Origin of the sequence: Streptomyces sp. MJM8645 (assembly GCF_001625365.1) — a bacterium.
Taxonomy (GTDB): Bacteria; Actinomycetota; Actinomycetes; order Streptomycetales; family Streptomycetaceae; genus Kitasatospora.
Genome location: NZ_LJJF01000001.1, coordinates 2,829,062 through 2,850,455 on the forward strand (window position 1 = coordinate 2,829,062; position 21,394 = coordinate 2,850,455).

The window sequence follows — 21,394 nt, forward strand, 5'->3', positions numbered from 1 at the left end:
TGGATGGGACCGCGGAGTGCGGGGCAACGACCGCTACGAGGTTGACGATCACCTCTCCCAGTTCGAGGCCGAGATGGGTCGGACTCGAAAGGAGCGGGACAAGGCAGCCGAGCATGCCGAGGACCTCGCCTACCAGGTGGAGGTGCTCCGGGCCAAGCTGCACGAATCCCGCCGCATGCTCGCCCAACCGCGCGCCTTCGACGCCGTCTCCGGCCAGGCCGAGCAGATGCTCCGCACTGCCGAGATGCAGGCCCAGCAGCTGCGCGCCGACGCCGAGCGCCAGCTGCGCGACTCCCAGGCCGCCACCCAGCGGATCATGGCCGAGGCCGCCGAGCGCACCGCCCGACTGGAGGCCGAGCTCACCGCCCGCCGCCGCCAGCTGGAGGACGAGCTCACCGAGCTGCGCCGCACCGCCGAGCAGCACGTCAACGGCTGGGCCGAGCAGACCAGGACCGGCTCCGAGCAGGAGGCCCAGCGCCTGCTCCAGGACGCCCGCGTCGAGGCCGAGCGCATGGTCGCCGCCGCCCGCGCGGAGGCCGTCGCGCTCTCCGACCAGGCCCGCGCCCAGACCGCCGCCGACGTCGACGCCGCCCGCGGCGAGGCCCAGGCCGCCGCCGAGGCCGCCATCCAGCGGGCCCAGAGCGACGCCGAGCGCCTGCTGCGCGCCGCCTCCGAGCACGCCCAGCAGGCCGGCGCCCAGGCCGCCGCCGACGTGGACGCCGCCCGCGGCGAGGCCCAGCAGCAGCTGGCCGCCGCGCACGCCGCCGCCGAGCAGCAGCTCGCCGTCGCGAAGGGCGAGATCGGCCGGCTCAAGGAGCAGGCCTCCGCCGAGCAGATCCGGGCCGAGCAGCAGCTCGCCCACGCCCAGGCCGAGATAGAGCGGCTGCGTGCCGAGGCGATCGCCGAGGCCGAACGCACCCGCCGCGAGTCCGCCGAGCTGCGGGCCCAGGCCGAACAGGCCGCCGAACAGCTCCAGGCCGACGCCGAGGCCGCCGCCGAACGCAAGGCCGCCGACGGCGAGGCCGCCAACGAGCAGCGCTCGCAGACCGCCCGGGCCGAGGTCGCCCGGATGGTCGCCCACGCCACCAAGGAGGCCGAGGCGATCCGCGCCGAGGCCACCACCAGGCAGGCCGAGGCGGAGGCCGCCAAGGCCGCCGCCGCCGAGGAGAGCGAACGGCTGCGGGCCACCGCCGAATCGGTGGCCGGCGAGCTGCGCGCCGAGGCCGAGGCCGCGATCGCCGAACTGCGCGCCCAGGCCGACCGGGACGTCGCCGAACTGCGCGCCCACGCCGAGGCCGAGGCCCAGCGGCTGCGCCACGCGGCCGAGGAGGAGGGCCGGGCGACCGGCGCCAAGGACGCCACCGTCCAGCTCGCCAAGGCCGCCAAGACCGCCGAGGAGATGCTCGGCCAGGCCAACCAGGACGCCGAGACCGCCCGCACCGAGGCCGCCACCGAGGCCGAGCGGATCCGCACCGAGGCCGCCGCCGAGGCACAGCGCCTGCGCGAGCAGGCCCAGGCCGCCGTCGAGCAGGCCCAGAACGCCGCCCTCGACGACGCCGCCGCGATCCGCGAGCGGATCGAGCAGATGCAGGACGAGGCGGCCCGGCTGCGGGCCGAGGCCGAGGAGCTGCGCGCCCAGGCCGCCGCCGAGGCCGACCGGGTGCGCGGCGAGGCCCGCCGCCAGGCCGTCGTGCAGATCGAGGAGTCGGCGAAGAACGCCGAGGAACTGCTCACCAGGGCCAAGGCCGACTCCGACGAGCTGCGCGCGGGCGCCGCCGGGGAGATCGAGCGGCTGCGCGCGCAGGCCCAGGAACAGGCCGCCGAGACCCAGGGCCGGGCCGAGCAGACCCTCGCCCGGGCCCGTAGCGAGGCCGAGAAGACCACCACCGCCGCCGAGCAGCAGGGCCAGGACGCCCTCGCCGCCGCCAAGGCCGCGGCCGCCGAGAACCGCGCCGCCGCCGAGCGTGAGACCGCCGAACTCCGCCGGGACGCGACCGAGTTCGACCAGCGGGTCCGGGCCGAGGCGAACGCCGCCGCGACCGCCCTCGGCACCGATGCGCAGGCCGAGGCGAACGCCGTCCGGGACGCCGCGGTGGCCGACGCCGAGCGCGTCCGCACCGAGGCCGACGCCGAGGCCGCCCGTACCCGCAGCGAGGCCGAGGCCGCCGCGAACGCGCTGCGCGAGGAGAGCCGGCGCGAGCACGAAGAGGCCGCCGCCGGGCTGCACCGCGAACGCGAGGAGACCGCCGAGCAGCTGGCCGCCGCCCAGGCCGCCCACGAGCAGGCCGAGCAGACCGCGACCGAGCTGCGCACCCTCGCCGAACGCGAGAGCACCGAACTGCGCGCCCTCGCCGAGCGGGAGAGCGCCGAACAGCGCGAGCTCGCCGACCGCGAGACCACCGAACAGCGCACCGCCGCCGAGGCGTACGCCGCCGACGTCCGGGCCAAGGCCGAACAGGCCGCCACCGAACTCACCGAACGCACCACCGCCGAGACCGCCGAACAGCGCGAGGCGACCGAACAGCACGTCACCGAACTGCGCGCCCTCGCCGAACGCGAGACCGCCGAACAGCGCGAGCTCGCCGACCGCGAGACCACCGAACAGCGCACCGCCGCCGAGGCGTACGCCGCCGACGTCCGGGCCAAGGCCGAACAGGCCGCCACCGAACTCACCGAACGCACCACCGCCGAGACGACCGAACAGCGCGAGGCGACCGAACAGCACGTCGCCGAACTGCGCGCCCTCGCCGACCGCGAGACCGCCGAACAGCGCGAGGCGACCGAGCAGCACGTCACCGCCCAGCGGGCCGAAGCCGAGGAACTGCTGGAGGGCGCCCGGAGCGCCGCCGAGCAGCGCCGGGCCGAGGCCGCCCGGGACGCCAAGGCCGTACGGGAGAAGGCCGCCGCCGAGCTGGCGTTCGCCGCCGAGCAGGCCGAGACGGTCCGCGCCGAGGCCGGCCGCGAGCTGTCCGAGGCCCGCGCCACCGCCGACGGCATCCGGGCCGAGGCCACCGCCGTCCTGGAGCAGGCCCGGGTCGACGGCGAGGAGCTGGTCACCGCCGCCGGCGTCGAGGGCGCCGCCCTGGTCGAGGCCGCCGAGGAGGAGGCCGCCGAGGTCCGCCAGTCGGTGGCCGGCATGCACGAGGCCGCCGCCGAGCAGATCGCCGAGCGGAAGGCCGCCGCCGAGCGGGAGGCCACCGAGGTCCGCGACCGGGCCGAGCAGGCCGCCGCCGAACTGCGCGAGCTGGCCGAGCGCGAGACCGCCGAGCAGCGGGCCCTCGCCGACGCCGAGACCACCGCCCTGCGCGAACTCGCCGACGCCGAGACCACCGCCCTGCGCGAGCTGACCGACCGCGAGCTGGCCGCCGAACGCGAGGCCCACGAGGCCGAGTTGGGCCATCAGCGCGCCGAGGCCCAGGCCTACGACGAGCACCTGCGGGCGGAGGCCGACGCCGTGCTGCACGCGGCCCGGGAGGGCGCCGGGCAGCTGCGCGCGGACGCCGAGGCCCAGGCCGTCCGGACGATGGCCGCCGCCGACGAGCGCTCGGCCGGCCTGGTCGCCGACGCCGAGGAGCTGGCCGCCGCCCTGCGCGCCGAGGCCGAGGAGTACGCGCTCGCCACCCGCACCCTCGCCGACGAGTACGACGCAGCCGCCCACAGCCGCGCCGACGCGTACGACGCGGAGACCCGGGAGGCCGCCGAGCAGTTCGACAAGGCCACCCGCGAGCAGGCCAACTCCGTCCTGGAGAAGGCCTTCGCGGATGCCGAGTCACTCGGCGAGGACGCCCAGACCACCGCACTGGCCACCACCGCCGCCGCCGAGGAGCAGGCGGACGCGATGGTCGCCGCCGCCCGCAAGGAGGCCGACCGGCTGGTCGCCGCTGGCGAGGCGGCCGGCCAGGCCGAGGTGGAGAAGGGCCGCTCCGACGCCGACACGCTGCTCGCCGAGGCCCGCCGGGACTCCACCGCGATCCGCGAGCGCGCCGAGGAGTTGCGCGAGCGCACCGACGCCGAGGTGGAGGCGCTGCACGAGCGCGCCCGCAAGGAGAACGCGGCGGCCATGAAGTCGGCCGGCGAGCGGGTCGACGCGCTGGTGACGGCCGCTCAGGAGCAGCTGACCGAGGCCGAGGAGCAGGCGGTGGCCACCGTCGCCGAGGCCGAGGACCGGGCGGCGGCCCTGGTCGCGGCCGCCGAGGACCGCGCGGGCGAGCTCACCTCGGAGGCGTCCGCGGAGGCCAGCAAGGTCCGGATCTCGGCCGTCCGCAAGGCCGAGGGGCTGCTGAAGGAGGCGGAGACCAAGCTCTCCGACTCCACCAGCCGCGCCGAGGCGCTGATCGTCAAGGCCGAGGCCAAGCTCCAGTCGGCCGAGGCCGAGTCCGAGGAGCGGCTGGAGAACGCCGCCACCGAGGCGGAGAAGCGGCTGCAGGACGCCGACCGCAGCGCCGACGAGCAGGTCGAGCTGGCGAAGGCGGAGGCCGAACGGCTGCTCGCCGAGGCGCAGGCCGAGGCGAAGCGGGTCACCGACGAGGGCCGGCGCGAGCTGGACGAGCTGGTGCGGCGGCGCAAGGACATCAACACCGAGATCTCCAGGGTGCAGGACGTGCTGTCCGCACTGGAGGCGTTCGAGGCACCGGCACCGGTCGCCCAGACCAACGGGGGAAGCAGCACCAAGAAGGACGGGGGTGCCAAGGCGGGTGCCGGAATTGGTTCCCCCCGGTCGGGTGGCAATCGCTCCAAGAACGCACCACCCGATTGAGCGGACATTGTCCGCGGGACGACGGCATCTCGCCGTCGACACTCCGGTACCGTGTCAGGATTCCCTCAACCACCTCAGCGGTTTGACGACAGGAAGCCCAGAACCCCATGAGCGACAGTCACTCCCCTCACGGCTTCGACCTGGTGCGCCGTGGGTACGAGCGCGCCCAGGTCGACGAGCGGATCACCAAGCTGGTGGCCGACCGTGACAGTGCCCTGACCCGGATCAGCGCGCTCGAGAAGCGCATCGAGGAGCTCCACCTGGAGACCCAGACCGCGCAGGCGGCGGTCACCGAGGCGGAGCCCTCGTACGCCGGTCTCGGCGCCCGGGTCGAGAAGATCCTGCGACTGGCCGAGGAGGAGGCCAAGGACCTGCGCGACGAGGCGCACCGCGCCTCCGAGCAGCACCGCGAGCTCGCCGAGGCCGCTGCCCAGCAGGTCCGCACCGAGGCCGAGAACTACGCCAAGGACCGCAAGGCCAAGGCGGAGGACGAGGGTCTGCGGATCGTCGACAAGGCCAAGAGCGACAGCGCCCAGCTGCGCGCCGAGGCCAACAAGGACGCCCAGAACAAGCGCGAGGAGGCGGACGCCCTCTTCGAGGAGACCCGCACCAAGGCCGCCCAGGCCGCGCTGGAGTTCGAGACCAACCTGGCCAAGCGCCGCGAGCAGTCCGAGCGTGACCTGGCCGCCCGTCAGGCCAAGGCCGAGAAGCGCCTGGCCGAGATCGAGCACCGGGCCGAGCAGCTGCGCCTGGAGGCCGAGAAGCTGCGCACCGACGCCGAGCGCCGCGCCCGCCAGACCGTCGAGACGGCGCAGCGCCAGTCCGAGGACATCGTGGCGGACGCCAACGCCAAGGCCGACCGGATCCGCAGCGAGTCCGAGCGCGAGCTGGCGGCGCTCACCAACCGCCGCGACAGCATCAACGCCCAGCTGACCAACGTCCGCGAGATGCTGGCGACGCTGACCGGCGCGGCCGTGGCCGCCGCCTCGCTGCCGGGCGACGACACCATGGGCGTGCCCGCCCAGCAGTCGCGCTGACGCCGCCGCCGGGCGCCTGCGCCCGGCGGTACGTGCGCAACGGACGGCACGTGCGGAACAGCAGACAGGCCCTCACCCACCCGGGTGAGGGCCTGCCGTCTTTCCACCGTCATCATCTCGGGTGACCTGGGTGAGCGGGCGTCACCTGGGGTAGGCCCCGTCGGGCCGCTGGTACCCGCTGCTGAGCTGGTTGCCCTCGTCGTCGGAGACGGTGCCGAACCACGAGGTGCACCAGACCGACACCGAGTCCGGCCAGTACTGCACCTCGAACGGGTGGCCGGAGCCGTGGTCGCCGTACGAGGTGACGATGAAGGTCTCGCCGGGGCGCAGCCAGTAGTCCTCGCCGAGCGGTTCCAGGGTCAGTTCGACCAGGCCCTCGCCGCGGTTGGTCACGGGCATCCGGCCGGTCACCTCCAGCGCCGAGAAGTCCCAGCCGGTCGCTTCCTCCCTCATCCGGCCGCCGCCCGGGCCAGCAGGTCGCGGACGGCGGTGTTGAACGCCTCCGGCGCCTCCAGGGCGCTCAGATGGCCCGCCCCGGGGATGACGGTCAGTTCGGCGTCCGGCCGGGCCCGGAGCATCAGTTCGGCCTCCTCCGGCGCCACCAGGCCGTCCTGTGCGCCCGCGACGACGGCGGTGGGCACCCGCAGCCCGGCCAGCACGTCCAGCGCGTCCGGCCGGGCCGCCATGGCCCGCTGGGCCCAGGCGACGGCGGCCGGCGACGCGGCGGCGACCAGCGACCGCACCCGCTCCACCAGGTGCCGCGAGTCCGGCCCGAGCTGCCCGGCGGCGACCTCCTCGTCGAGCAGCAGTTGGACGCTGCCCCGGGCGGTGACGGCGGCCGCGATCCGCTCCCGGTTGGCCCGGACGGCGTCGGTGTCGGCGGTGGCGCGGGTGCCGGCCAGCAGCAGTCCGGCCAGCCGGTCCGGGTGGCGGCGGGCGAAGGCCAGCGCCACGTAGCCGCCCATGGAGAGCCCGCCGACCACCGCGCGTTCGATCCCGGCCGCGTCCAGCAGCAGGGCGAGGTCGTCGGCGACCAGGTCCAACGAGGGTTCGTCGGTCCCCAGCTCGGTGCCGCCGAAGCCGCGCTGGTCCGGGGCGAGCACCCGGGCCTCGTCGCCGGTCAGACCGGGCAGCGCGTCCAGTTGGGCGGACCACATCGAGGCGTTCAACGGAAAGGCGTGCAGCAGTACGAGGGGTGTTCCGGTGCCGCTCTCGCGGACGGACACTGCGGAGGGGGGCTGGGTCATGGGCCCACCGTATTCCGGCACGCCCGGCGGGCCCACTCAGCGGGCCGCGATATCCGCTTTGTCCTAGCCTGACAAGGAGTAAGGGAGCGCGAATGATCGAGTTGCACGACCTGACAAAACGTTACGGCAGGACCCTCGCGGTGGACCGGCTCAGCTTCCAGGTCCCGCAGGGCGTGGTGACCGGCTTCCTCGGCCCCAACGGCGCAGGCAAGTCCACCACCATGCGCATGATCCTCGACCTCGATCGCCCCACCAGCGGCCGGGTCACCATCGACGGCAAGCACTACGGGCAACTCAGCGAACCGCTCAAGTACATCGGCGCGCTGCTGGAGGCCAAGGCCGTCCATCCCGGCCGCACCGCCCGCGACCACCTGCTCTGGCTCGCCCAGAGCAACCGCATCCCGACCCGCCGGGTGGACGAGGTGCTCAACCTGGTGGGCCTCACCCCGGTCGCCCGCAAGCGGGCCCGCGGCTTCTCGCTCGGCATGGGCCAGCGTCTGGGCATCGCCTCCGCCCTGCTCGGCGACCCGGAGATCGTCATGTTCGACGAGCCGGTCAACGGGCTGGACCCGGAGGGCATCCTCTGGATCCGCAACCTGATGAAGCGGCTCGCCACCGAGGGCCGGACCGTCTTCGTCTCCTCCCACCTGATGAGCGAGATGGCCGTCACCGCCGACCACCTGGTGGTCATCGGCAAGGGCCGGCTGCTCGCCGACCTGCCGATGCCGGAGTTCATCCGACGCAACTCCCGCTCCGCCGTCCGGCTGCGCACCCCGCACCCCGAGCGCCTGCTCGACGCCCTGTCCGGCGCCGGCCTCCGGCCCGAGCCCGGGCCCGGCGGCTCCTACGAGGTGGTCGACGGCGACCTCGCCCGGCTCGGCGACCTGGCCGCGGCCCACGGCGTCGTCCTGCACGAACTCAGCCCGCAGCAGGCCTCGTTGGAGGAGGCGTTCATGCAGATGACGGCCGACTCCGTGGAGTACCACGCGGGCGACGGCCCGGGCCGGGACGCGGCCGGCGCACCCGGCGTCTGGGGCGCCGGCTGGAAGGCGGACGGCGCCCCGCAGACCGCGGCGGCCCGGCAGGAGGAGAACTGAGATGACGTCCTTCCCGGCGATCCTGCGCTCCGAGTGGACGAAGATCCGCAGCGTCCGCTCGACGGTCTGGACGCTCGCGCTGACCTTCGTCGTCACCGTCGGCATCGGCGCGCTGCTGTCCCTGCTCACCAACAACAACTTCGGCGAGTTCCGGCGGGGCGACCAGTCCGTCTTCGACGCCACCGGCACGGCCTTCTCCGGCATCATGCTCGGCGAGCTCGCCATCATCGTCTTCGGCGTGCTGGCCATCGGCAACGAGTACAGCACCGGCATGATCCGGGTCACCCTGGCCGCCGTCCCGCAGCGCGGCACCCTGCTCACCGGCAAGGCGGTGGTGCTCGGCGCGATGGCCCTGGCGGTCTCGGTGGTGACGGCCTTCGTCACCTTCTTCACCGGCCAGGCGCTGCTCGGCTCGCACTCCACCAGCCTCGACCAACCGCACGTGCTGCGCGCGGTGTTCGGCGCCGCGCTGTACCTGACGATGCTGTGCCTGTTCTCGGCCGGCGTCACCACGATGCTGCACAGCCAGACGCTGGCGCTGGGCGTACTGGTCCCGTTCTTCTTCCTGCTCTCGCCGATCCTCTCGGCGGTGCCGAAGGTCAAGACCCTGGCCCACTACTTCCCGGACTACGCGGGCTCGCGGATGCTGCTGGTGTACGAGCAGTACGGCCAGCCGTACGGGCCGTGGGCGGGCTTCGTGATCTGCCTGGCCTGGACGCTCGCCGCCCTGCTCGGCGGCGCGCTGGTGCTCAAGAACCGGGACGCCTAGGGGACGCCTGGGAAGTGCTCAGTACCGCGGAGCGCCGCGGCCCCGCAGGACGTTGGAGGCCCGGCGCTCCCGCGCGCCCCAGCAGGCGCGGTGCCAGTGCCGCCGGTCGTCCACGCCCGCGCCGTGCATCGGCCAGGCCACCACGTGGCCCATCCCCGGCGGGATCTCCTGGTCGCAGCCCGGGCACCGGTAGTGCCGCCCGGCCGTCCCGGCGACCGTCTGGACCACCCAGTCGTCGCCTTGGTGGCTCTCGGTGCGGCGCAGCGATCCACCGAGCGGGGAGGCCTGCTCGGCGCTCCCGCTCGGGTCGGCGCTCTTGATCCGGTTGCGGCGCGGCGACACGTCGGACTACCTCTCTTCCGGGGTTTCGGGGCCGTTCCAGCCTACGGCCGGCCACCCCTCCGGCAGGCCACTATCACGGCATCGTCCGAAGCTCCCGCGTTTTTGCCGAGATCCACCCGATCTCCGACGAAATCCGGGTTTCCGCGTGCCGTTGGCACATGACATCGGATACCCACAAGGGGAACAGGCGGGGCCCGCAGACCCTGCGCGCACCCGAGGAGGCCCCACCATGACCAAGACCAGCGCCCGCGCCGAGACCCGTCGGCCCGTAGGAGTCCGGCCGCCCGCCCCCGGCCCGGTGCTGACCTCGCCCGCCCCGGTCACGGCCGCGGCGGGCGAGCCGCTGCCCGTGCCGCAGCGGGCGGGCGCGCTCCCGCCGGACACCGCGCCGGTGCGGGTCGGCGCGTTCCTGCTGTCCGCGCAGTTCCCCGGGCAGAGCCACCGCGAGGCGCTGGACCGCACCGTCCGGGCCGCCGTCGAGGCCGAACGCGCGGGCCTGGACAGCGTCTGGCTGGCCGAGCACCACTTCGTCCCGTACGGGGTCTGCCCCAACGCCGCCACGCTGGCCGCGCTGCTGCTCGGCCGCACCCGCCGGATCGGCGTCGGCACGGCGGTCAGCGTGCTCTCCACCGCCCACCCGGTGGCGCTCGGCGAGCAGGCCGCGCTGCTGCACCTCACCTCGGACGGGCGCTTCACGCTCGGGGTGGGCCGCGGCGGCCCCTGGATCGACCTGGACGTGTTCGGCGGCGGCGTGGACGCCTTCGAGAACGGCTTCCCGGAGCGGCTGGACCTGCTGCTGCGCTGGCTGCGCGGCTCCCGGGTCGGCGCGGACGGCCCGCAGTTCGCCTTCCCCGAGGTGGCGGTGGTGCCGCGCGCCACCGAACCGGTGCGCCGGCCGGGACTGGGCAGCTGGCTCGGTCTCGGCGAGCAGTCCGGCCCGGTGCGCTTCCCGCGCCAGCGCCAGGACGTCGAGGGCGTCGGTGAGGAACTCGACCCGTCCGGGCGGCCGGTGGCCGGCCCGCCGATGGTGGTCGCGTGCACCTCGCCGAGCGGGGTGCGGCTGGCCGCCGAACGCGGCCTGCCGATGCTGCTCGGCATGCACTCCGGCGACGACGACAAGCTGCGCATGCTGGAGCTGTACCGCACCGCCTGGCTGGCCGCCGGGCGCGGCGAGGAGCAGCTGCGCCGGGTGAACCGCCGGCACGTCGCGGCCGGGGTGGCCCAGGTCGACGACCGCACCTCGGCGGCCCGCGCCACCCTGCTGAACGCCATGCCGGGCTGGTTCGAGTACGGGCTCGGCGCCCACCGCACCGTGGACGGCCGGGAGCGCAAGATGCGCGACCCGCGCGAGTACACCGAACTCCTCTGCGACCTGCACGCGGTGGGCACGCCGCGGCAGTGCGCCGACCGGCTGCTGGCCACCGCCGAGCGGACCGGCATCCGCCGCTTCGCGCTGCTCGCGGAGGGCAGCGGCGAGCGCGAGGCGACCCTGCACAACATCGCCCGGCTCGGCTCCGAGGTGCTGCCGCAGCTGGGGTGAGACCGGGGGTGGAGCGGCCGGGCCCGGTCCGGGCCGCCGCCCCTCCCCCCGCACCGGGGGACGGGGGCGGCCCGACGACCTTCAGGACCGCTAGGGCCGATCAGGACCCAGGGCCCGGGATCGGCGGTGCTGCCGGGTCAGCAGTCCCGCAGTTCCTCGGACTGGTTGAGCAGCTGCTCCCGGACCGAGGTGAAGCGTGCGTGCCGCGCCTCGTTGGCGTCCGACGGCAGGAAGACCGCCACCCGGTGACAGTTCTGGAAGGCCAGCCGCACCCCGAAGTGCCGCTGCAGGGCCCCCCGGATGGCGTCGCTGGCGAGGGCCCGCAGGAGCTGGCCGCGGGCCTGCTCGCTGGGCGGCGGTACCTGGTTGTCGGCGAAGTCGGTACCGTCGACCTTCGCCTGGGCGACCAGCGAGCTGATCAGGTCCCAGGCGTACGGCAGCGAGACGCGGACGCAGTCGACGAATTCCCGCTCGTCGACCTCGCCCCGCTCGGCCTTTTCCAGCAGGGCCGGTGAGACGTCGAGCGACATGGATTCTCCTCTCGCGGTCCACCCGCGCGGCGCCCGGGTGGTCGTGCGTAGTCCAAGCTCACAGTGAGGGTGGGCGGATCGCGCGTGGTGTCCGGAACGCCGTGGAACGGGCGTTTTTGACACCCTGCGAAGGCGGCGGCACCACGGGACGTGACGTCCCGGACACCGACCGCGCTCGGAACAGCGTGGCAGTCAACGGCGGGACGGGCCGGTCATTCCTGTGGATTGCTTTGGAAATACGCGGTGGTGCACCACATTGGCCGGATCCCGTCGGATCGTTCATCTGAAGTCTCCGTCCCCGTTGACAGCGATCCCGCACGCGTGCCGTCACGTACGGTAGCGACCCCAGGGGGTGGGCGCCAGACCGCGACGGGCGGTGCGCGGAATTGCCGAACCTCCATGTTCGCGGGGTTCCCGGTTTCTTCACCCGGTCGTCGTGGAATCGCATCAACTGGCCCCGGTGGGCTAGCGTGGTCGACCGTGCGTCTCGTAATTGCCCGCTGCTCAGTCGACTATGCCGGTCGGCTCTCCGCCCATCTGCCCTCCGCCACCAGGCTCATCCTGGTCAAGGCCGACGGCAGCGTCAGCATCCACGCCGACGACCGCGCCTACAAGCCGCTCAACTGGATGTCCCCGCCGTGCGCCCTCAAGGAGGCGGACGGGGTCTGGACGGTGGTGAACAAGGCCGGCGAGAAGCTCATCATCACGCTGGAGGAGGTGCTGCACGACTCCTCCCACGAACTCGGGGTGGACCCGGGCCTGATCAAGGACGGCGTCGAGGCGCACCTCCAGGAGCTGCTCGCGGACCGGATGGAGGTGCTCGGCGCCGGCTGGTCCCTGATCCGCCGCGAGTACCCCACCGCGATCGGCCCGGTCGACATCCTCTGCCGCGACTCGGACGGCACCACGGTGGCCGTCGAGATCAAGCGCCGCGGTGAGATCGACGGCGTCGAGCAACTCACCCGCTACCTCGAACTCCTCAACCGGGACCCGCTGTTGGCCCCGGTCAAGGGCATCTTCGCCGCCCAGGAGATCAAGCCCCAGGCCCGCGTGCTGGCCACCGACCGGGGCATCGGCTGCGTGGTGCTGGACTACGACGAGCTGCGCGGCATCGACGACGACAAGCTCAAGCTGTTCTGACCGGTCAGGTCGCGGGCGGCGAGGACGCCGTCGACGAAGGACTGGGCGTCCCGGTCGCGGGGCCCGTCGTGGCGGGCGGCGGTGTGCTCGCGGTCGCCGAGGGCGACGTGGTCGACGGCTTCGGCGGGGGCGGCGTGCTGGCGCCTCCGCCGGGCTGAGTGCCCCCGGAGTTGCCACCGCCACCGCTGCCACCACCGGCACCACCACTGCCGCCGCTGCCGCCACTGCCACCGCCCGGCGGCGGGCCGGACTGCTGGGCCGGCGGCTGCGACTGTCCCGGTGCGGGCGGCTGCGACTGCTGCGGCTGCTCGGTGGCCGCCGCGGTCTCGCTCGGCCCACGGCTCGGCTTCTTCGACGCACTCGGCGAGCGCGACGCGCCACCGCTCTGCGACGGCTCCGGGCTGGTCCCGTCCGCCGCCGGACCGCCGCCCGCGTCCGTCCCCGGAGTCCCCGTACCGGTGGCACCGGTGGCGGCGGTCGGGCCGCCGGCGTGCGGCGACGGGAGCGGCCCGCCCTGCCCGCCGTCGGGGTCGTCGAGCCGGGTGTGCGGGTCGTTGCCCGGGTGCTGCTCCGGACCGGTGGCGCTCATCGCCACCGCCGTCCCGAGCGCCCCGAGCGCGAGGACGGCCGCCGACGCGGCGATCACCCGGCGCCTGGTCCCGGAGCGCAGGCTGGACGGCACCTTGGCTATCGCGCGGATGACGGGCCGCCGCACGGGCGCCGGCCCGGGGGTCGCGGCGGGCGGCAGCTGCCGCCCGTCGGCGCGCAGCAGGTCCAGCATCCGGCCGGCTGCCGCGACGCCGCGCTGCTCGCCGGCGGCGGACCGCAGGGTGAGCGCCGTCTCCAGCTCGGCCATCGCCCGGGACGGCTCCTGGACGCAGAACGCGTGCACGCCCGCTTCGTGGTGGAACCAGGCCTGGTCGGTGCCGGAGCCCGTCCTGCGGGCCGCCTCCAGTCCCAGGTGCAGGACCCGCTCCCAGGCGCCCCAGCGCAGTGCCAGCGCCAGCGCGGGCGCGGCCGCCCGGGCCAGGCGCACGACCGCGTCGTGCCGGCCGGCCTCCCGGTCCGCGACCAGCACGCCGACCACCACCTCCGCCTCGGCCGCGACCTGCGCCAGCGACACCGAGCTGTGCCCGACCCACCAGGCGAAGTGCTGGGCGGCGCCGTCCAGGCAGCCGCGGGCCGGCCAGTGCGGGGCGAGCAGGTCCAGCACCCCGGCGGTCAGCCGGTGGTGCCCGCCGATGGACACCGCCAGCCCGGCGTCGGCGAGTTCGGCGAGGGCGCTCTCGCCCTGGCCGACGTCGATCAGCGCGGGCAGGTGCGGCGCGGTGGGGCACTCGCCGCCGAGCGCGACGGCGAGCCTCAGGACGGCCTGGGCGGGCTCGCTCAGCCCCTCCGCGAGCCGGACGGCGGGTGAGGCGGTCTCGGCGACGGACGGCAGCGGGACGGTGCGGCGCAGCGCGTTCTCGCGGACGGCCGGGTCGGGGTCGTGGACGGGCTCCTCGACCGCGCCGAAGACCCCCATCCGGTCCTCCTCGGCGGCGACCAGCGCGTCCACCGCGACGTCCCGCTGGCGCAGCAGCGCGGCGGCCTGGACGAAGCGCAGCGGCAGTCCCTCGGACTCGAACCAGAGGTCGACCGCCCAGGCCTTCTCCTCGACGTCCAACGGCCGACCGGCCTGGCGGGCGGCGAGGGCGAGGCAGGCGGAGCGGGAGAGCCCGGCGACCAGGTGGTCCTGCAAGCGGGAGCCGGGCGACAGCGCCGGGCTCCCGGGGGCGACGGAGATCAGGAAGGCGCAGCCGGGGGCGATGGCGAGCAGGCCCTCCAGCTCGGCGCCGGACTGCTCCGCGCCGTCGACGACCACGATCGCGCCGACCTCGGCGAGGTGCACGGCCAGCCGGCCCGGGTCGGGCCGGTAGCCGGGGGCGTGGTGGGTGGCCGCGAAGAGGTCCTGGAGCAGGTCGGCGGTGGTGCGGCGGTGCCCGCAGAGCTGGACGACGCCGCCGGGGGCGAGGTCGGCGGCGGCCTCGGCGACGGCCGACAGCAGCGCGCTGCGGCCCGAACCGGCCTGGCCGACCAGGCGTATCGAGCGGCCCTCGGCGAGCAGGCCGAGGAGTTCGGCGACGTCGGCCTCGCGGTCGAGCAGCGGCAGGTCGGCGGGCCCGGCACCGAGGGCGAGCGGGCCGACCGCGCGGCCGACGCCGCCGACCGGGCCCCGGGCGGGCTCGCTGCGCTCGATCCGGCGCGGGCGGGGCCGCCACTCCTCGGGGCAGGGCCTGACCTCGGAGCCGTCCGGGGCGCCGACGCCGACCAGCAGGGCGCCGGAGACGAGTTCGCCGCCTCGGGTGCGGGCGGCCTCCTGCCGGAACTCCCCGGTTGGCTGTGCCACGTTCTGCTCCGCATCCTGCTCGGCCGCCGGCGCCCCGCGCCGGTCGGCTGACGTCTCGGTCGCGGCCGCGCGCGGGCTGGGGGCAGCTGGCTGAGGCGGCCGTCATCTGACGGGCAGACTCTTGCACATCCGGGCCCGCCCGCGCAGGGGCAGTCCGGTCGGGGGCCGGGCGACGGCCGATCCGGGCCGGGTCGGAGCCGGACGAAGACCGTGCAGGGGACGAACCCGGGCTGGGAACGAGCAAGGGCAGAGGCCGAACGAGGGCAGGGCGGGACAGGCCCTAGAGGGCGATTCCCTGGGCCTCGGTGACGCCGTCGACGGCCAGGATGCGGTGCAGCTTGGTGGCCACCAGCAGCCGTTGGAGCTGGGCCGGGACGGAGCGCAGCACCAGCCGGCGGCCGATCCGGCCGGCCCTGCGGTGGGTGCCCATGATCACGCCGAGGCCGGTGGCGTCCCAGAACTCCAGCCGGGCGAGGTCGAGCACGAGGTCGCCGAGGCCGCCGTCCACGGCCTGGTGCAGCCGGGCACGCGCGTCGGCGGCGGTGCGCACGTCGAGGCGGCCTTCGATGGCCAGCGCCCTGTGGTCGCCGGTGATGCGCATGCTCTCCTCCTTCGCCTGACCGGTCCGGTACGGGGGTGGTCCGACCCGGCCGTGCCGGGGCGGGGGGTGGGGTGTCCATCCGGGCGGGCCGTGGCCCCTCGCCCGGGTCCGGTCGCAGCCTCGTCGTGCTGGGCCGGGTCTCCCTCTTCTGACGGCGAACCAGCAACGCAGGTTGCTGGTTCCGGCCAGATCTGAAGCAACTTCACTCGTCCGAGGGAATATACGCAGTCAGTCTCCACACCTACGCTCGATTACCGCCCAAATCACCCGTCTGCGGCACCTGGCGTGAGGAAACTCACCCGCCCCCGACCGGGAGGGCCGTACGGTGTTCGGCCGCACGGCCCGCCCGGTCTCCGGGCGTCGTCGTTCACCCGTTCCGGCGGGGGCTCACTTGCCCTCGTACGGGTAGAAGCCGCGGCCGCTCTTGCGGCCGAGGTCGCCGGCGGTGACCATGCGCGCCATGATCTCCGGGGCGGCGAACTTCTCGTCCTGGGTCTCCTCGTAGATGTTGCGGGCGGCGTGCAGCAGGATGTCCACGCCGGTCAGGTCGGCGGTCTCCAGCGGGCCCATCGGGTGGCCGAAGCCGAGGCGGCAGGCGGTGTCGATGTCCTCGGCGGTGGCGACGCCCGACTCGTACAGCTTGGCGGCCTCGACGACCAGCGCGGTGATCAGGCGGGTGGTGACGAAGCCGGCCACGTCCCGGTTGACCACCACGACGTCCTTGCCGACGCCCTCGGCGAAGGCGCGGGCGGCGGCCAGGGTCTCGTCGCTGGTCTTGTAGCCGCGGACCAGCTCGACCAGCTTCATCAGCGGCACCGGCGAGAAGAAGTGCACGCCGACGACCGACTCGGGGCGCCGGGTGGCGGCGGCGATCCGGGTGATCGGGATGGCGGAGGTGTTGGAGGCCAGCACCGCGCCGTCCTTGGCGAGCTTGTCGAGCTCCCGGAAGACGGCCTCCTTGACCTCGAACTGCTCGAACACGGCCTCGACCACGATGTCGGCCTCGGCGACGGCGCCCAGGTCGGTGGTGGTGGTGATCCGGCCCAGCGCGGCCTCGGCGTCCTCGGCGCTCAGCCGGCCCTTGGCGACGAACTTCGCGTAGGAGGCGCGGATGCCCGCGAGACCGCGCTGCAGGGCCTCCTCGGTGACGTCCCGCAGCACCACCGGGTGGCCGGCCTGCGCGGACACCTGGGCGATGCCGGCGCCCATCAGGCCGGCACCGATCACGGCGATCTGCTTGCTGGACGCATTGCTCATGGCTGGGTCTCCCGATGCCGTCGCCGCCCTGGGGCGGGCCCTGAAGGCGGCTCAGGGCAGGGGTCACCGCCGGAGAGCCGCGTCGCTCGTTGCCGGGACTCTAATGCCCAATCCGGCCCCGTGGTGTCAATCGGGAGTGTGATCTGCGCCCGACCTGGTCGGGCGACCCAGACCCGCCGTGACCAGCCGATCAGACCAGCCGATCGGGCCATCTGACCGGACCGGATGGCCAGACCATCAGACGGTCAGGCGGTCAGATGGTCAGACACTCAGCCCGAGGTCCTGCGCCAGGATCGCCGCCTGCACCCGGTTGCGCAGCCCCAGCTTCGCCAGGATCCGGCTGACGTGCGTCTTGGTGGTCGCCTCCGCCATCTCCAGCCGGGCCGCGATCTCCCCGTTGGACAGCCCGGCCCCGATGCAGGCCAGCACCTCCCGCTCACGCGGGGTCAGTCCGGCCACCGCCTCCCTGGCTTCCGGCCCGACCGCCCGGTCCGGCCGGGCGAAGGCGCCGATCAGCCGCCTGGTCACCGAGGGCGCCAACATGCCGTCCCCGCGCGCCACCGTCCGGACGCCCTCGACCAGGGTGTCCGCCTCCAGGTCCTTGAGCAGGAACCCGGCCGCGCCGGCCCGCAGCGCGCCGTAGACGTACTCGTCCAGGTCGAAGGTGGTCAGCACGAGCACCTGGCCGGCCCCGGCGGCGACCACCTGCCGGGTCGCCGAGACGCCGTCCAGCCGGGGCATCTGCACGTCCATCAGCACCACGTCGGGCCGCAGCTCCAGCGCCAGCCGGACGGCCTCCTCGCCGTCGGCGGCCTGCCCGACCACCTCGATGTCCGGTTCGGCCCGCAGGATCATCACCAGCGCCGCCCGTACCGCCGCCTGGTCCTCGGCCACCAGCACCCGGATCGTCATGCCCCTGCCCCGCTCTCCCGCCCGCGCGGCAGTACCGCGCGCACGCTCCAGTAGTCGTTCCGTGGCCCCGCCTCGAAGCTGCCGCCGAGCAGCCCGGCCCGCTCCGCCATGCCGACCAGCCCGGCCCGGGCGCCGGGCAGTTCGCGGCCCGGTCCGTGCCGGTACGGGCTGTCGACGGCGATCCGCAGTTCCTCGGGGCCGAACTCCATCCGCACGCTGACCAGTCCGGGCCCGGCGTGCTTGAGCGCGTTGGTCAGCGACTCCTGGACGATCCGGTACGCGGCCAGCCGGACCGGCACCGGGACCTCCCCGCGCTCGCCCTGCTCGGCGAGTTCGAAGTCCAGCCCGACGTCCTGACCGGCCGCCCGGGCCTTGGCCAGCAGGGCGTCCACGGCGGCCAGGTCGGGCGCCGCGTACGACTCGTCCGCCTCTCCCCCGCCGCTGTCGCGCAGCAGTCCGATCATGCGACGCATTTCGGCCAAACCCTGGACGCTGCTCTCCCGGATCACCGCCAGCACCTCCACCAGCGGGTCGTCCCCGGCCAGCCGACGGCGCCGGGCGACGGACTGCGCACCGGTCGCGTGGATCGCGATCGCCGACAGGTGGTTGGCCACCACGTCGTGCAACTCCCGTGCCATCCTCGCGCGTTCGGCGACGACGGCCTCACGCCGGTCCATCTCCGAGAGCAGCGCGGTCTGTTCGGCCCGCAGCCGCTCGCTCACCGCCCGGTCGCGGTGCTTGCGGACCACGTCCCCGGTCCAGACCGGCGCCAGGTAGATCAGCACGGTGAGCACCACCACCGCCACCGCGTTCGAGGCGTCGCTGTAGATCAGCACCAGGGTGGACAGCACCAGCACCGAGCCCGTGCCGGTCAGGTGCAGGATCCGGGACATCCTCGGGGTGCCGTAGAGCACCGCCGCGTAGAGCAGGTCGGTGTACATCAGGCTGGTCGCCAGCAGGGCGCCGGTGAAGATGCTGTACCCGAAGGCGAGCCCGCCCAGCGTCGTGGTGAGCACCGGCCTGGTCCGGCGGAACAGCTCCAGCACCGCCATCACCAGCAGCGACGGCACCACCGCCCAGCGCGGGATCCGCGAGGAGTTGTCGTAGACCTGGAGCGCGATCAGCAGCGCTCCGCCGAACAGACCGAGCAGGGCGATCCCCCGGTCCTCCTGGCGCGGGGTGAGGGTCGGTCTCAGCACACCCCCATCTCACCATCCCCGGGCGCCGGGCGGCTCCCGTCCCCGGAGGAGCAGCCGTACATCGAAAGGTGCAGGCCGGGACGGCACCCGGCGACGACGACGCGGCCACGCCCGCGCGCCAGGCTGGAGGCACCGCCGACCGCCCGGGAGCACAACGTGATCGTCACCCTCATCGTCGCGGCCGAGATCTCCTTCTGGATCCTGCTCGGCCTCGGTCTCGCCGCCCGCTACCTGCTGCGGTGGCGCCGCACCAGCACCGCCCTGCTGGTCGGCCTGCCGGTGGTGGACCTCACCCTGTACGCGCTCACCGTGCTCGACCTGCGCGGCGGCGCCGCCGCGAGCTGGACGCACGCCCTCGCGGCGAGCTACGCGGGCTTCTCCATCGGGTACGGGCCCTCCCTGGTCCGCTGGGCCGACCGGCACTTCATGTACCGCTTCGCCGGCGGCCCCAAGCCGCCGCGCTCACCGAAGTACGGCGCGGAGCGGTCCCGGTACGAGTGGCAGATCTGCCGCCGCACGGTGGTCTCGGCCGTGATCACGCTGAGCCTGATCACCCTGCTGGTGCCGCTGTCGGGAGGCTCCGCGCACTTCGGCACCTTCCTCCAGTGGTACCTCAAGCTGGGCATCGCCGCCGTGGTCAACGTGGTCATCGCCGTCAGCTACACGCTCTGGCCCAAGCAGCCGCCGGCCGACGAGCAGGACGCGCACGCCCCGATCGCCGAGCAGCCCGTCGCCGGCGTCCCGGAGAAGCGGCTCTGAGGGACTCTCCCTAGCGGTTCTCGCCCGGCACCCAGAGCACGTCGCCGCGCTCCTTGTTGGCCGCCCGGGCCAGGATGAACAGCAGGTCGGAGAGCCGGTTGAGGTACTTCGCGGTCAGCGGGTTGACGCTGTCCCCGTGCTCCGCGATCGCCGCCCAGGTGGCCCGCTCGGCCCGCCGCACCACCGTGCAGGCCAGGTGCAGGTAGGCCGCGCCGGGCGTGCCGCCGGGCAGGATGAAGCTGCGCAGCTTCTCCAACTGCTCCAGGTAGTGGTCGCAGTCCCCCTCCAGCCGGTCGATGTACGACGGCAGCACCCGCAGCGGCGGGTACTTCGGGTCCTCGACCACCGGCGTGGACAGGTCCGCGCCGACGTCGAACAGGTCGTTCTGGATCCGGACGAGCACCGTGACGATGTCCTCGGGCAGCGATCCGGCCGCGACGGCCACCCCGATCGCCGCGTTCGCCTCGTTGGTGTCGGCGTACGCCGCCAGGCGGGGATCGGTCTTGGTGGTCCGGCTCATGTCGCCGAGCGCGGTGGTGCCGTCGTCGCCGGTACGGGTGTAGATGCGCGTCAGATTCACCATGCGGCCAGCGTAGCCGGACGGGTTAGGCGGCGTTAACCCCGAGCGGGGATCAGCCCGGCGGCCGGGGGTACCCCCACCCCGAGGGTCCGTCGCTACGCGACGTTGACCTCCCCCAGCCTCCGGCCGGGGGTACCCCCACCCCGAGGGTCCGTCGCTACGCGACGTTGACCCTCTGCCCGGGTGGGGCGGCCTCCAGCCAGGCGAGGAAGCCGGTGAGCGCGTCCTCGCTCATCGCCAGCTCCAGCGGCTCCCCGTTGTGCAGGCAGCGCAGCACCACCGAGCCGGAGAGCAGGGCGAGCTCCTCCTGGCCCTCCGGGTAGCGCCGGCCGAGCACCTCGATCTCCCGGCGCGGCAGCACCCTGCGCGGGCGCGGGGCGTACGAGAAGACCCGGAACCACTCGATCGAGTCACCGCTGTAGCGGCCGATACCAAAAACCCACCCCTTGCCGTCGGTCTGGGGGACCGGGGCCGAGGTGGGTTTGCCGTTCTCGTCGAGGTCGGGCTGCGTCGAGGCGTCGGCGGGCATTTTGAGTCGGTAACTGCAGTCGAACGTGCCGCCGACCCGCTGGATCAGGCGGCGTCGTACCGCGAACGCCACCAGGCCGATCACACCCAGCGCCACGACCGCCGCACACACCACAAGCGCGAGGACCATGCTCACCTACCTCCTCGCTACCCGCGTTCCCCGTATCGGTCGTATCAAGCGACCGCGTTGACCTACCAACTACGACGACAGTCCCGGGGTCACGCTCACGCGTCCCCGGGACCGTCGGTCGACCCCGCTGAACCGGGGTCTTGGCGCACTCAGACGTGGGCCTTGAGGCCGCGCGCCGCGAACAGGCGGACCTCGGCGCGCCGCTCGGCGTGCTCGTCCAGGCCCGACTTGGCCTGCTCCAGCGCGCGCTCGGCGCGGGCGACGTCGATCTCGTCCGCCAGCTCGGCGATCTCCGCGAGCAGAGACAGCTTGTTGTCGGCGAAGGAGATGAAGCCGCCGTGCACCGCGGCGATCACGGTGCCGCCGTCCGTCGTGCGGATGGTGACCGGACCGGTCTCCAGCACACTCAGCACCGGGGTGTGACCCGGCATGATGCCGGTGTCGCCGGAGGCCGTACGGGCGACGACGATGGTGGCCGCACCGGACCACACCTTGCGGTCGGCTGCGACCAGCTCGACGTGCAGCTCAGCCAACGTGGGCTCCTAGGCTCATGCAACCCCCGATTACTCGGGAGTTTCGGT

General features: G+C 74.2%; 19 protein-coding genes. 7 read left to right on the plus strand and 12 right to left on the minus strand.

Going from position 1 to position 21,394, the window contains the following annotated elements:
* Positions 1–16 precede the first annotated feature (16 nt).
* Together A6F73_RS43990 and A6F73_RS11980 are read left to right on the plus strand one after the other, a co-directional pair.
* A complete protein-coding gene (locus tag A6F73_RS43990) occupies positions 17–4,756 on the plus strand; it encodes a hypothetical protein (RefSeq protein WP_063347783.1) in 4,740 nt (1,579 codons plus the stop codon).
* A 107-nt stretch (positions 4,757–4,863) separates the two neighbouring features.
* The gene (locus A6F73_RS11980; protein ID WP_063347784.1) at positions 4,864–5,793 is read left to right on the plus strand and encodes a hypothetical protein; all 930 of its coding nucleotides are present in this window, start codon (positions 4,864–4,866) and stop codon (positions 5,791–5,793) included.
* Between the two features lie 141 nt (positions 5,794–5,934).
* On the opposite strand, the gene A6F73_RS11985 is transcribed toward A6F73_RS11980, so the two are convergent.
* Both A6F73_RS11985 and A6F73_RS11990 read right to left on the minus strand, forming a co-directional pair.
* On the minus strand, positions 5,935–6,246 hold the full coding sequence (locus A6F73_RS11985; RefSeq protein ID WP_063347785.1) for a hypothetical protein: 312 nt from the start codon (positions 6,244–6,246) through the stop codon (positions 5,935–5,937).
* Positions 6,243–7,040: an alpha/beta hydrolase gene (locus A6F73_RS11990; protein ID WP_107452867.1), complete on the minus strand. Its 798-nt coding sequence runs from the start codon at positions 7,038–7,040 to the stop codon at positions 6,243–6,245. Before A6F73_RS11990 ends, A6F73_RS11985 begins: the two co-directional genes overlap by 4 nt.
* A 92-nt stretch (positions 7,041–7,132) precedes the next feature.
* Here A6F73_RS11990 and A6F73_RS11995 point away from each other — a divergent pair, with 92 nt between their 5' ends.
* Positions 7,133–8,137, plus strand: coding sequence for an ABC transporter ATP-binding protein (locus A6F73_RS11995; RefSeq protein ID WP_063347787.1), 1,005 nt, complete (start codon positions 7,133–7,135; stop codon positions 8,135–8,137).
* A gap of 1 nt (position 8,138) precedes the next feature.
* Positions 8,139–8,906, plus strand: coding sequence for an ABC transporter permease subunit (locus tag A6F73_RS12000; protein WP_063347788.1), 768 nt, complete (start codon positions 8,139–8,141; stop codon positions 8,904–8,906).
* Positions 8,907–8,924: 18 nt separating this feature from the next.
* Here A6F73_RS12000 and A6F73_RS12005 read toward each other — a convergent pair whose 3' ends face one another.
* A complete protein-coding gene (locus A6F73_RS12005) occupies positions 8,925–9,248 on the minus strand; it encodes a hypothetical protein (protein WP_063347789.1) in 324 nt (107 codons plus the stop codon).
* Positions 9,249–9,639: 391 nt separating this feature from the next.
* On the opposite strand from A6F73_RS12005, the gene A6F73_RS12010 reads away from it, so the two are divergent.
* Positions 9,640–10,788 (plus strand): LLM class flavin-dependent oxidoreductase, encoded by a 1,149-nt coding sequence (locus tag A6F73_RS12010; protein WP_063351134.1) that lies wholly within the window; start codon positions 9,640–9,642, stop codon positions 10,786–10,788.
* Positions 10,789–10,925: 137 nt separating this feature from the next.
* On the opposite strand, the gene A6F73_RS12015 is transcribed toward A6F73_RS12010, so the two are convergent.
* Complete coding sequence (locus A6F73_RS12015) at positions 10,926–11,318, minus strand: SCO5389 family protein (protein WP_063347790.1); 393 nt, start codon at positions 11,316–11,318, stop codon at positions 10,926–10,928.
* A gap of 480 nt (positions 11,319–11,798) precedes the next feature.
* Here A6F73_RS12015 and nucS point away from each other — a divergent pair, with 480 nt between their 5' ends.
* Positions 11,799–12,458 (plus strand): endonuclease NucS, encoded by a 660-nt coding sequence (nucS, locus tag A6F73_RS12020; RefSeq protein WP_063347791.1) that lies wholly within the window; start codon positions 11,799–11,801, stop codon positions 12,456–12,458.
* A 4-nt stretch (positions 12,459–12,462) separates the two neighbouring features.
* Here nucS and A6F73_RS12025 read toward each other — a convergent pair whose 3' ends face one another.
* From A6F73_RS12025 to A6F73_RS12045, 5 genes are all read right to left on the minus strand, one after another.
* A complete protein-coding gene (locus tag A6F73_RS12025; RefSeq protein WP_063347792.1) occupies positions 12,463–14,847 on the minus strand; it encodes a hypothetical protein in 2,385 nt (794 codons plus the stop codon).
* A gap of 280 nt (positions 14,848–15,127) precedes the next feature.
* On the minus strand, positions 15,128–15,448 hold the full coding sequence (locus A6F73_RS12030) for an STAS domain-containing protein (protein WP_063347793.1): 321 nt from the start codon (positions 15,446–15,448) through the stop codon (positions 15,128–15,130).
* Between the two features lie 387 nt (positions 15,449–15,835).
* Positions 15,836–16,705, minus strand: coding sequence for a 3-hydroxyacyl-CoA dehydrogenase family protein (locus tag A6F73_RS12035; protein ID WP_063347794.1), 870 nt, complete (start codon positions 16,703–16,705; stop codon positions 15,836–15,838).
* Between the two features lie 261 nt (positions 16,706–16,966).
* Positions 16,967–17,617 carry a response regulator transcription factor gene (locus tag A6F73_RS12040; RefSeq protein ID WP_063347795.1) on the minus strand — a complete coding sequence of 217 codons (651 nt, stop codon included), beginning with the start codon at positions 17,615–17,617 and terminating at the stop codon, positions 16,967–16,969.
* Positions 17,614–18,816: a histidine kinase gene (locus A6F73_RS12045; RefSeq protein ID WP_244293366.1), complete on the minus strand. Its 1,203-nt coding sequence runs from the start codon at positions 18,814–18,816 to the stop codon at positions 17,614–17,616. The genes A6F73_RS12040 and A6F73_RS12045 overlap by 4 nt, the downstream gene beginning before the upstream one ends.
* A gap of 156 nt (positions 18,817–18,972) precedes the next feature.
* On the opposite strand from A6F73_RS12045, the gene A6F73_RS12050 reads away from it, so the two are divergent.
* On the plus strand, positions 18,973–19,575 hold the full coding sequence (locus A6F73_RS12050) for a hypothetical protein (protein ID WP_063347796.1): 603 nt from the start codon (positions 18,973–18,975) through the stop codon (positions 19,573–19,575).
* Positions 19,576–19,585: 10 nt separating this feature from the next.
* On the opposite strand, the gene A6F73_RS12055 is transcribed toward A6F73_RS12050, so the two are convergent.
* The 3 genes from A6F73_RS12055 to A6F73_RS12065 form a co-directional block, all read right to left on the minus strand.
* Positions 19,586–20,158 carry a cob(I)yrinic acid a,c-diamide adenosyltransferase gene (locus A6F73_RS12055; RefSeq protein WP_063347797.1) on the minus strand — a complete coding sequence of 191 codons (573 nt, stop codon included), beginning with the start codon at positions 20,156–20,158 and terminating at the stop codon, positions 19,586–19,588.
* 154 nt (positions 20,159–20,312) lie between these two features.
* Positions 20,313–20,813, minus strand: a complete 501-nt coding sequence (locus tag A6F73_RS12060; protein WP_063347798.1) for a DUF2550 domain-containing protein — start codon at positions 20,811–20,813, stop codon at positions 20,313–20,315.
* Positions 20,814–20,962: 149 nt separating this feature from the next.
* On the minus strand, positions 20,963–21,346 hold the full coding sequence (locus A6F73_RS12065; RefSeq protein ID WP_063347799.1) for a F0F1 ATP synthase subunit epsilon: 384 nt from the start codon (positions 21,344–21,346) through the stop codon (positions 20,963–20,965).
* Positions 21,347–21,394 lie beyond the last annotated feature (48 nt).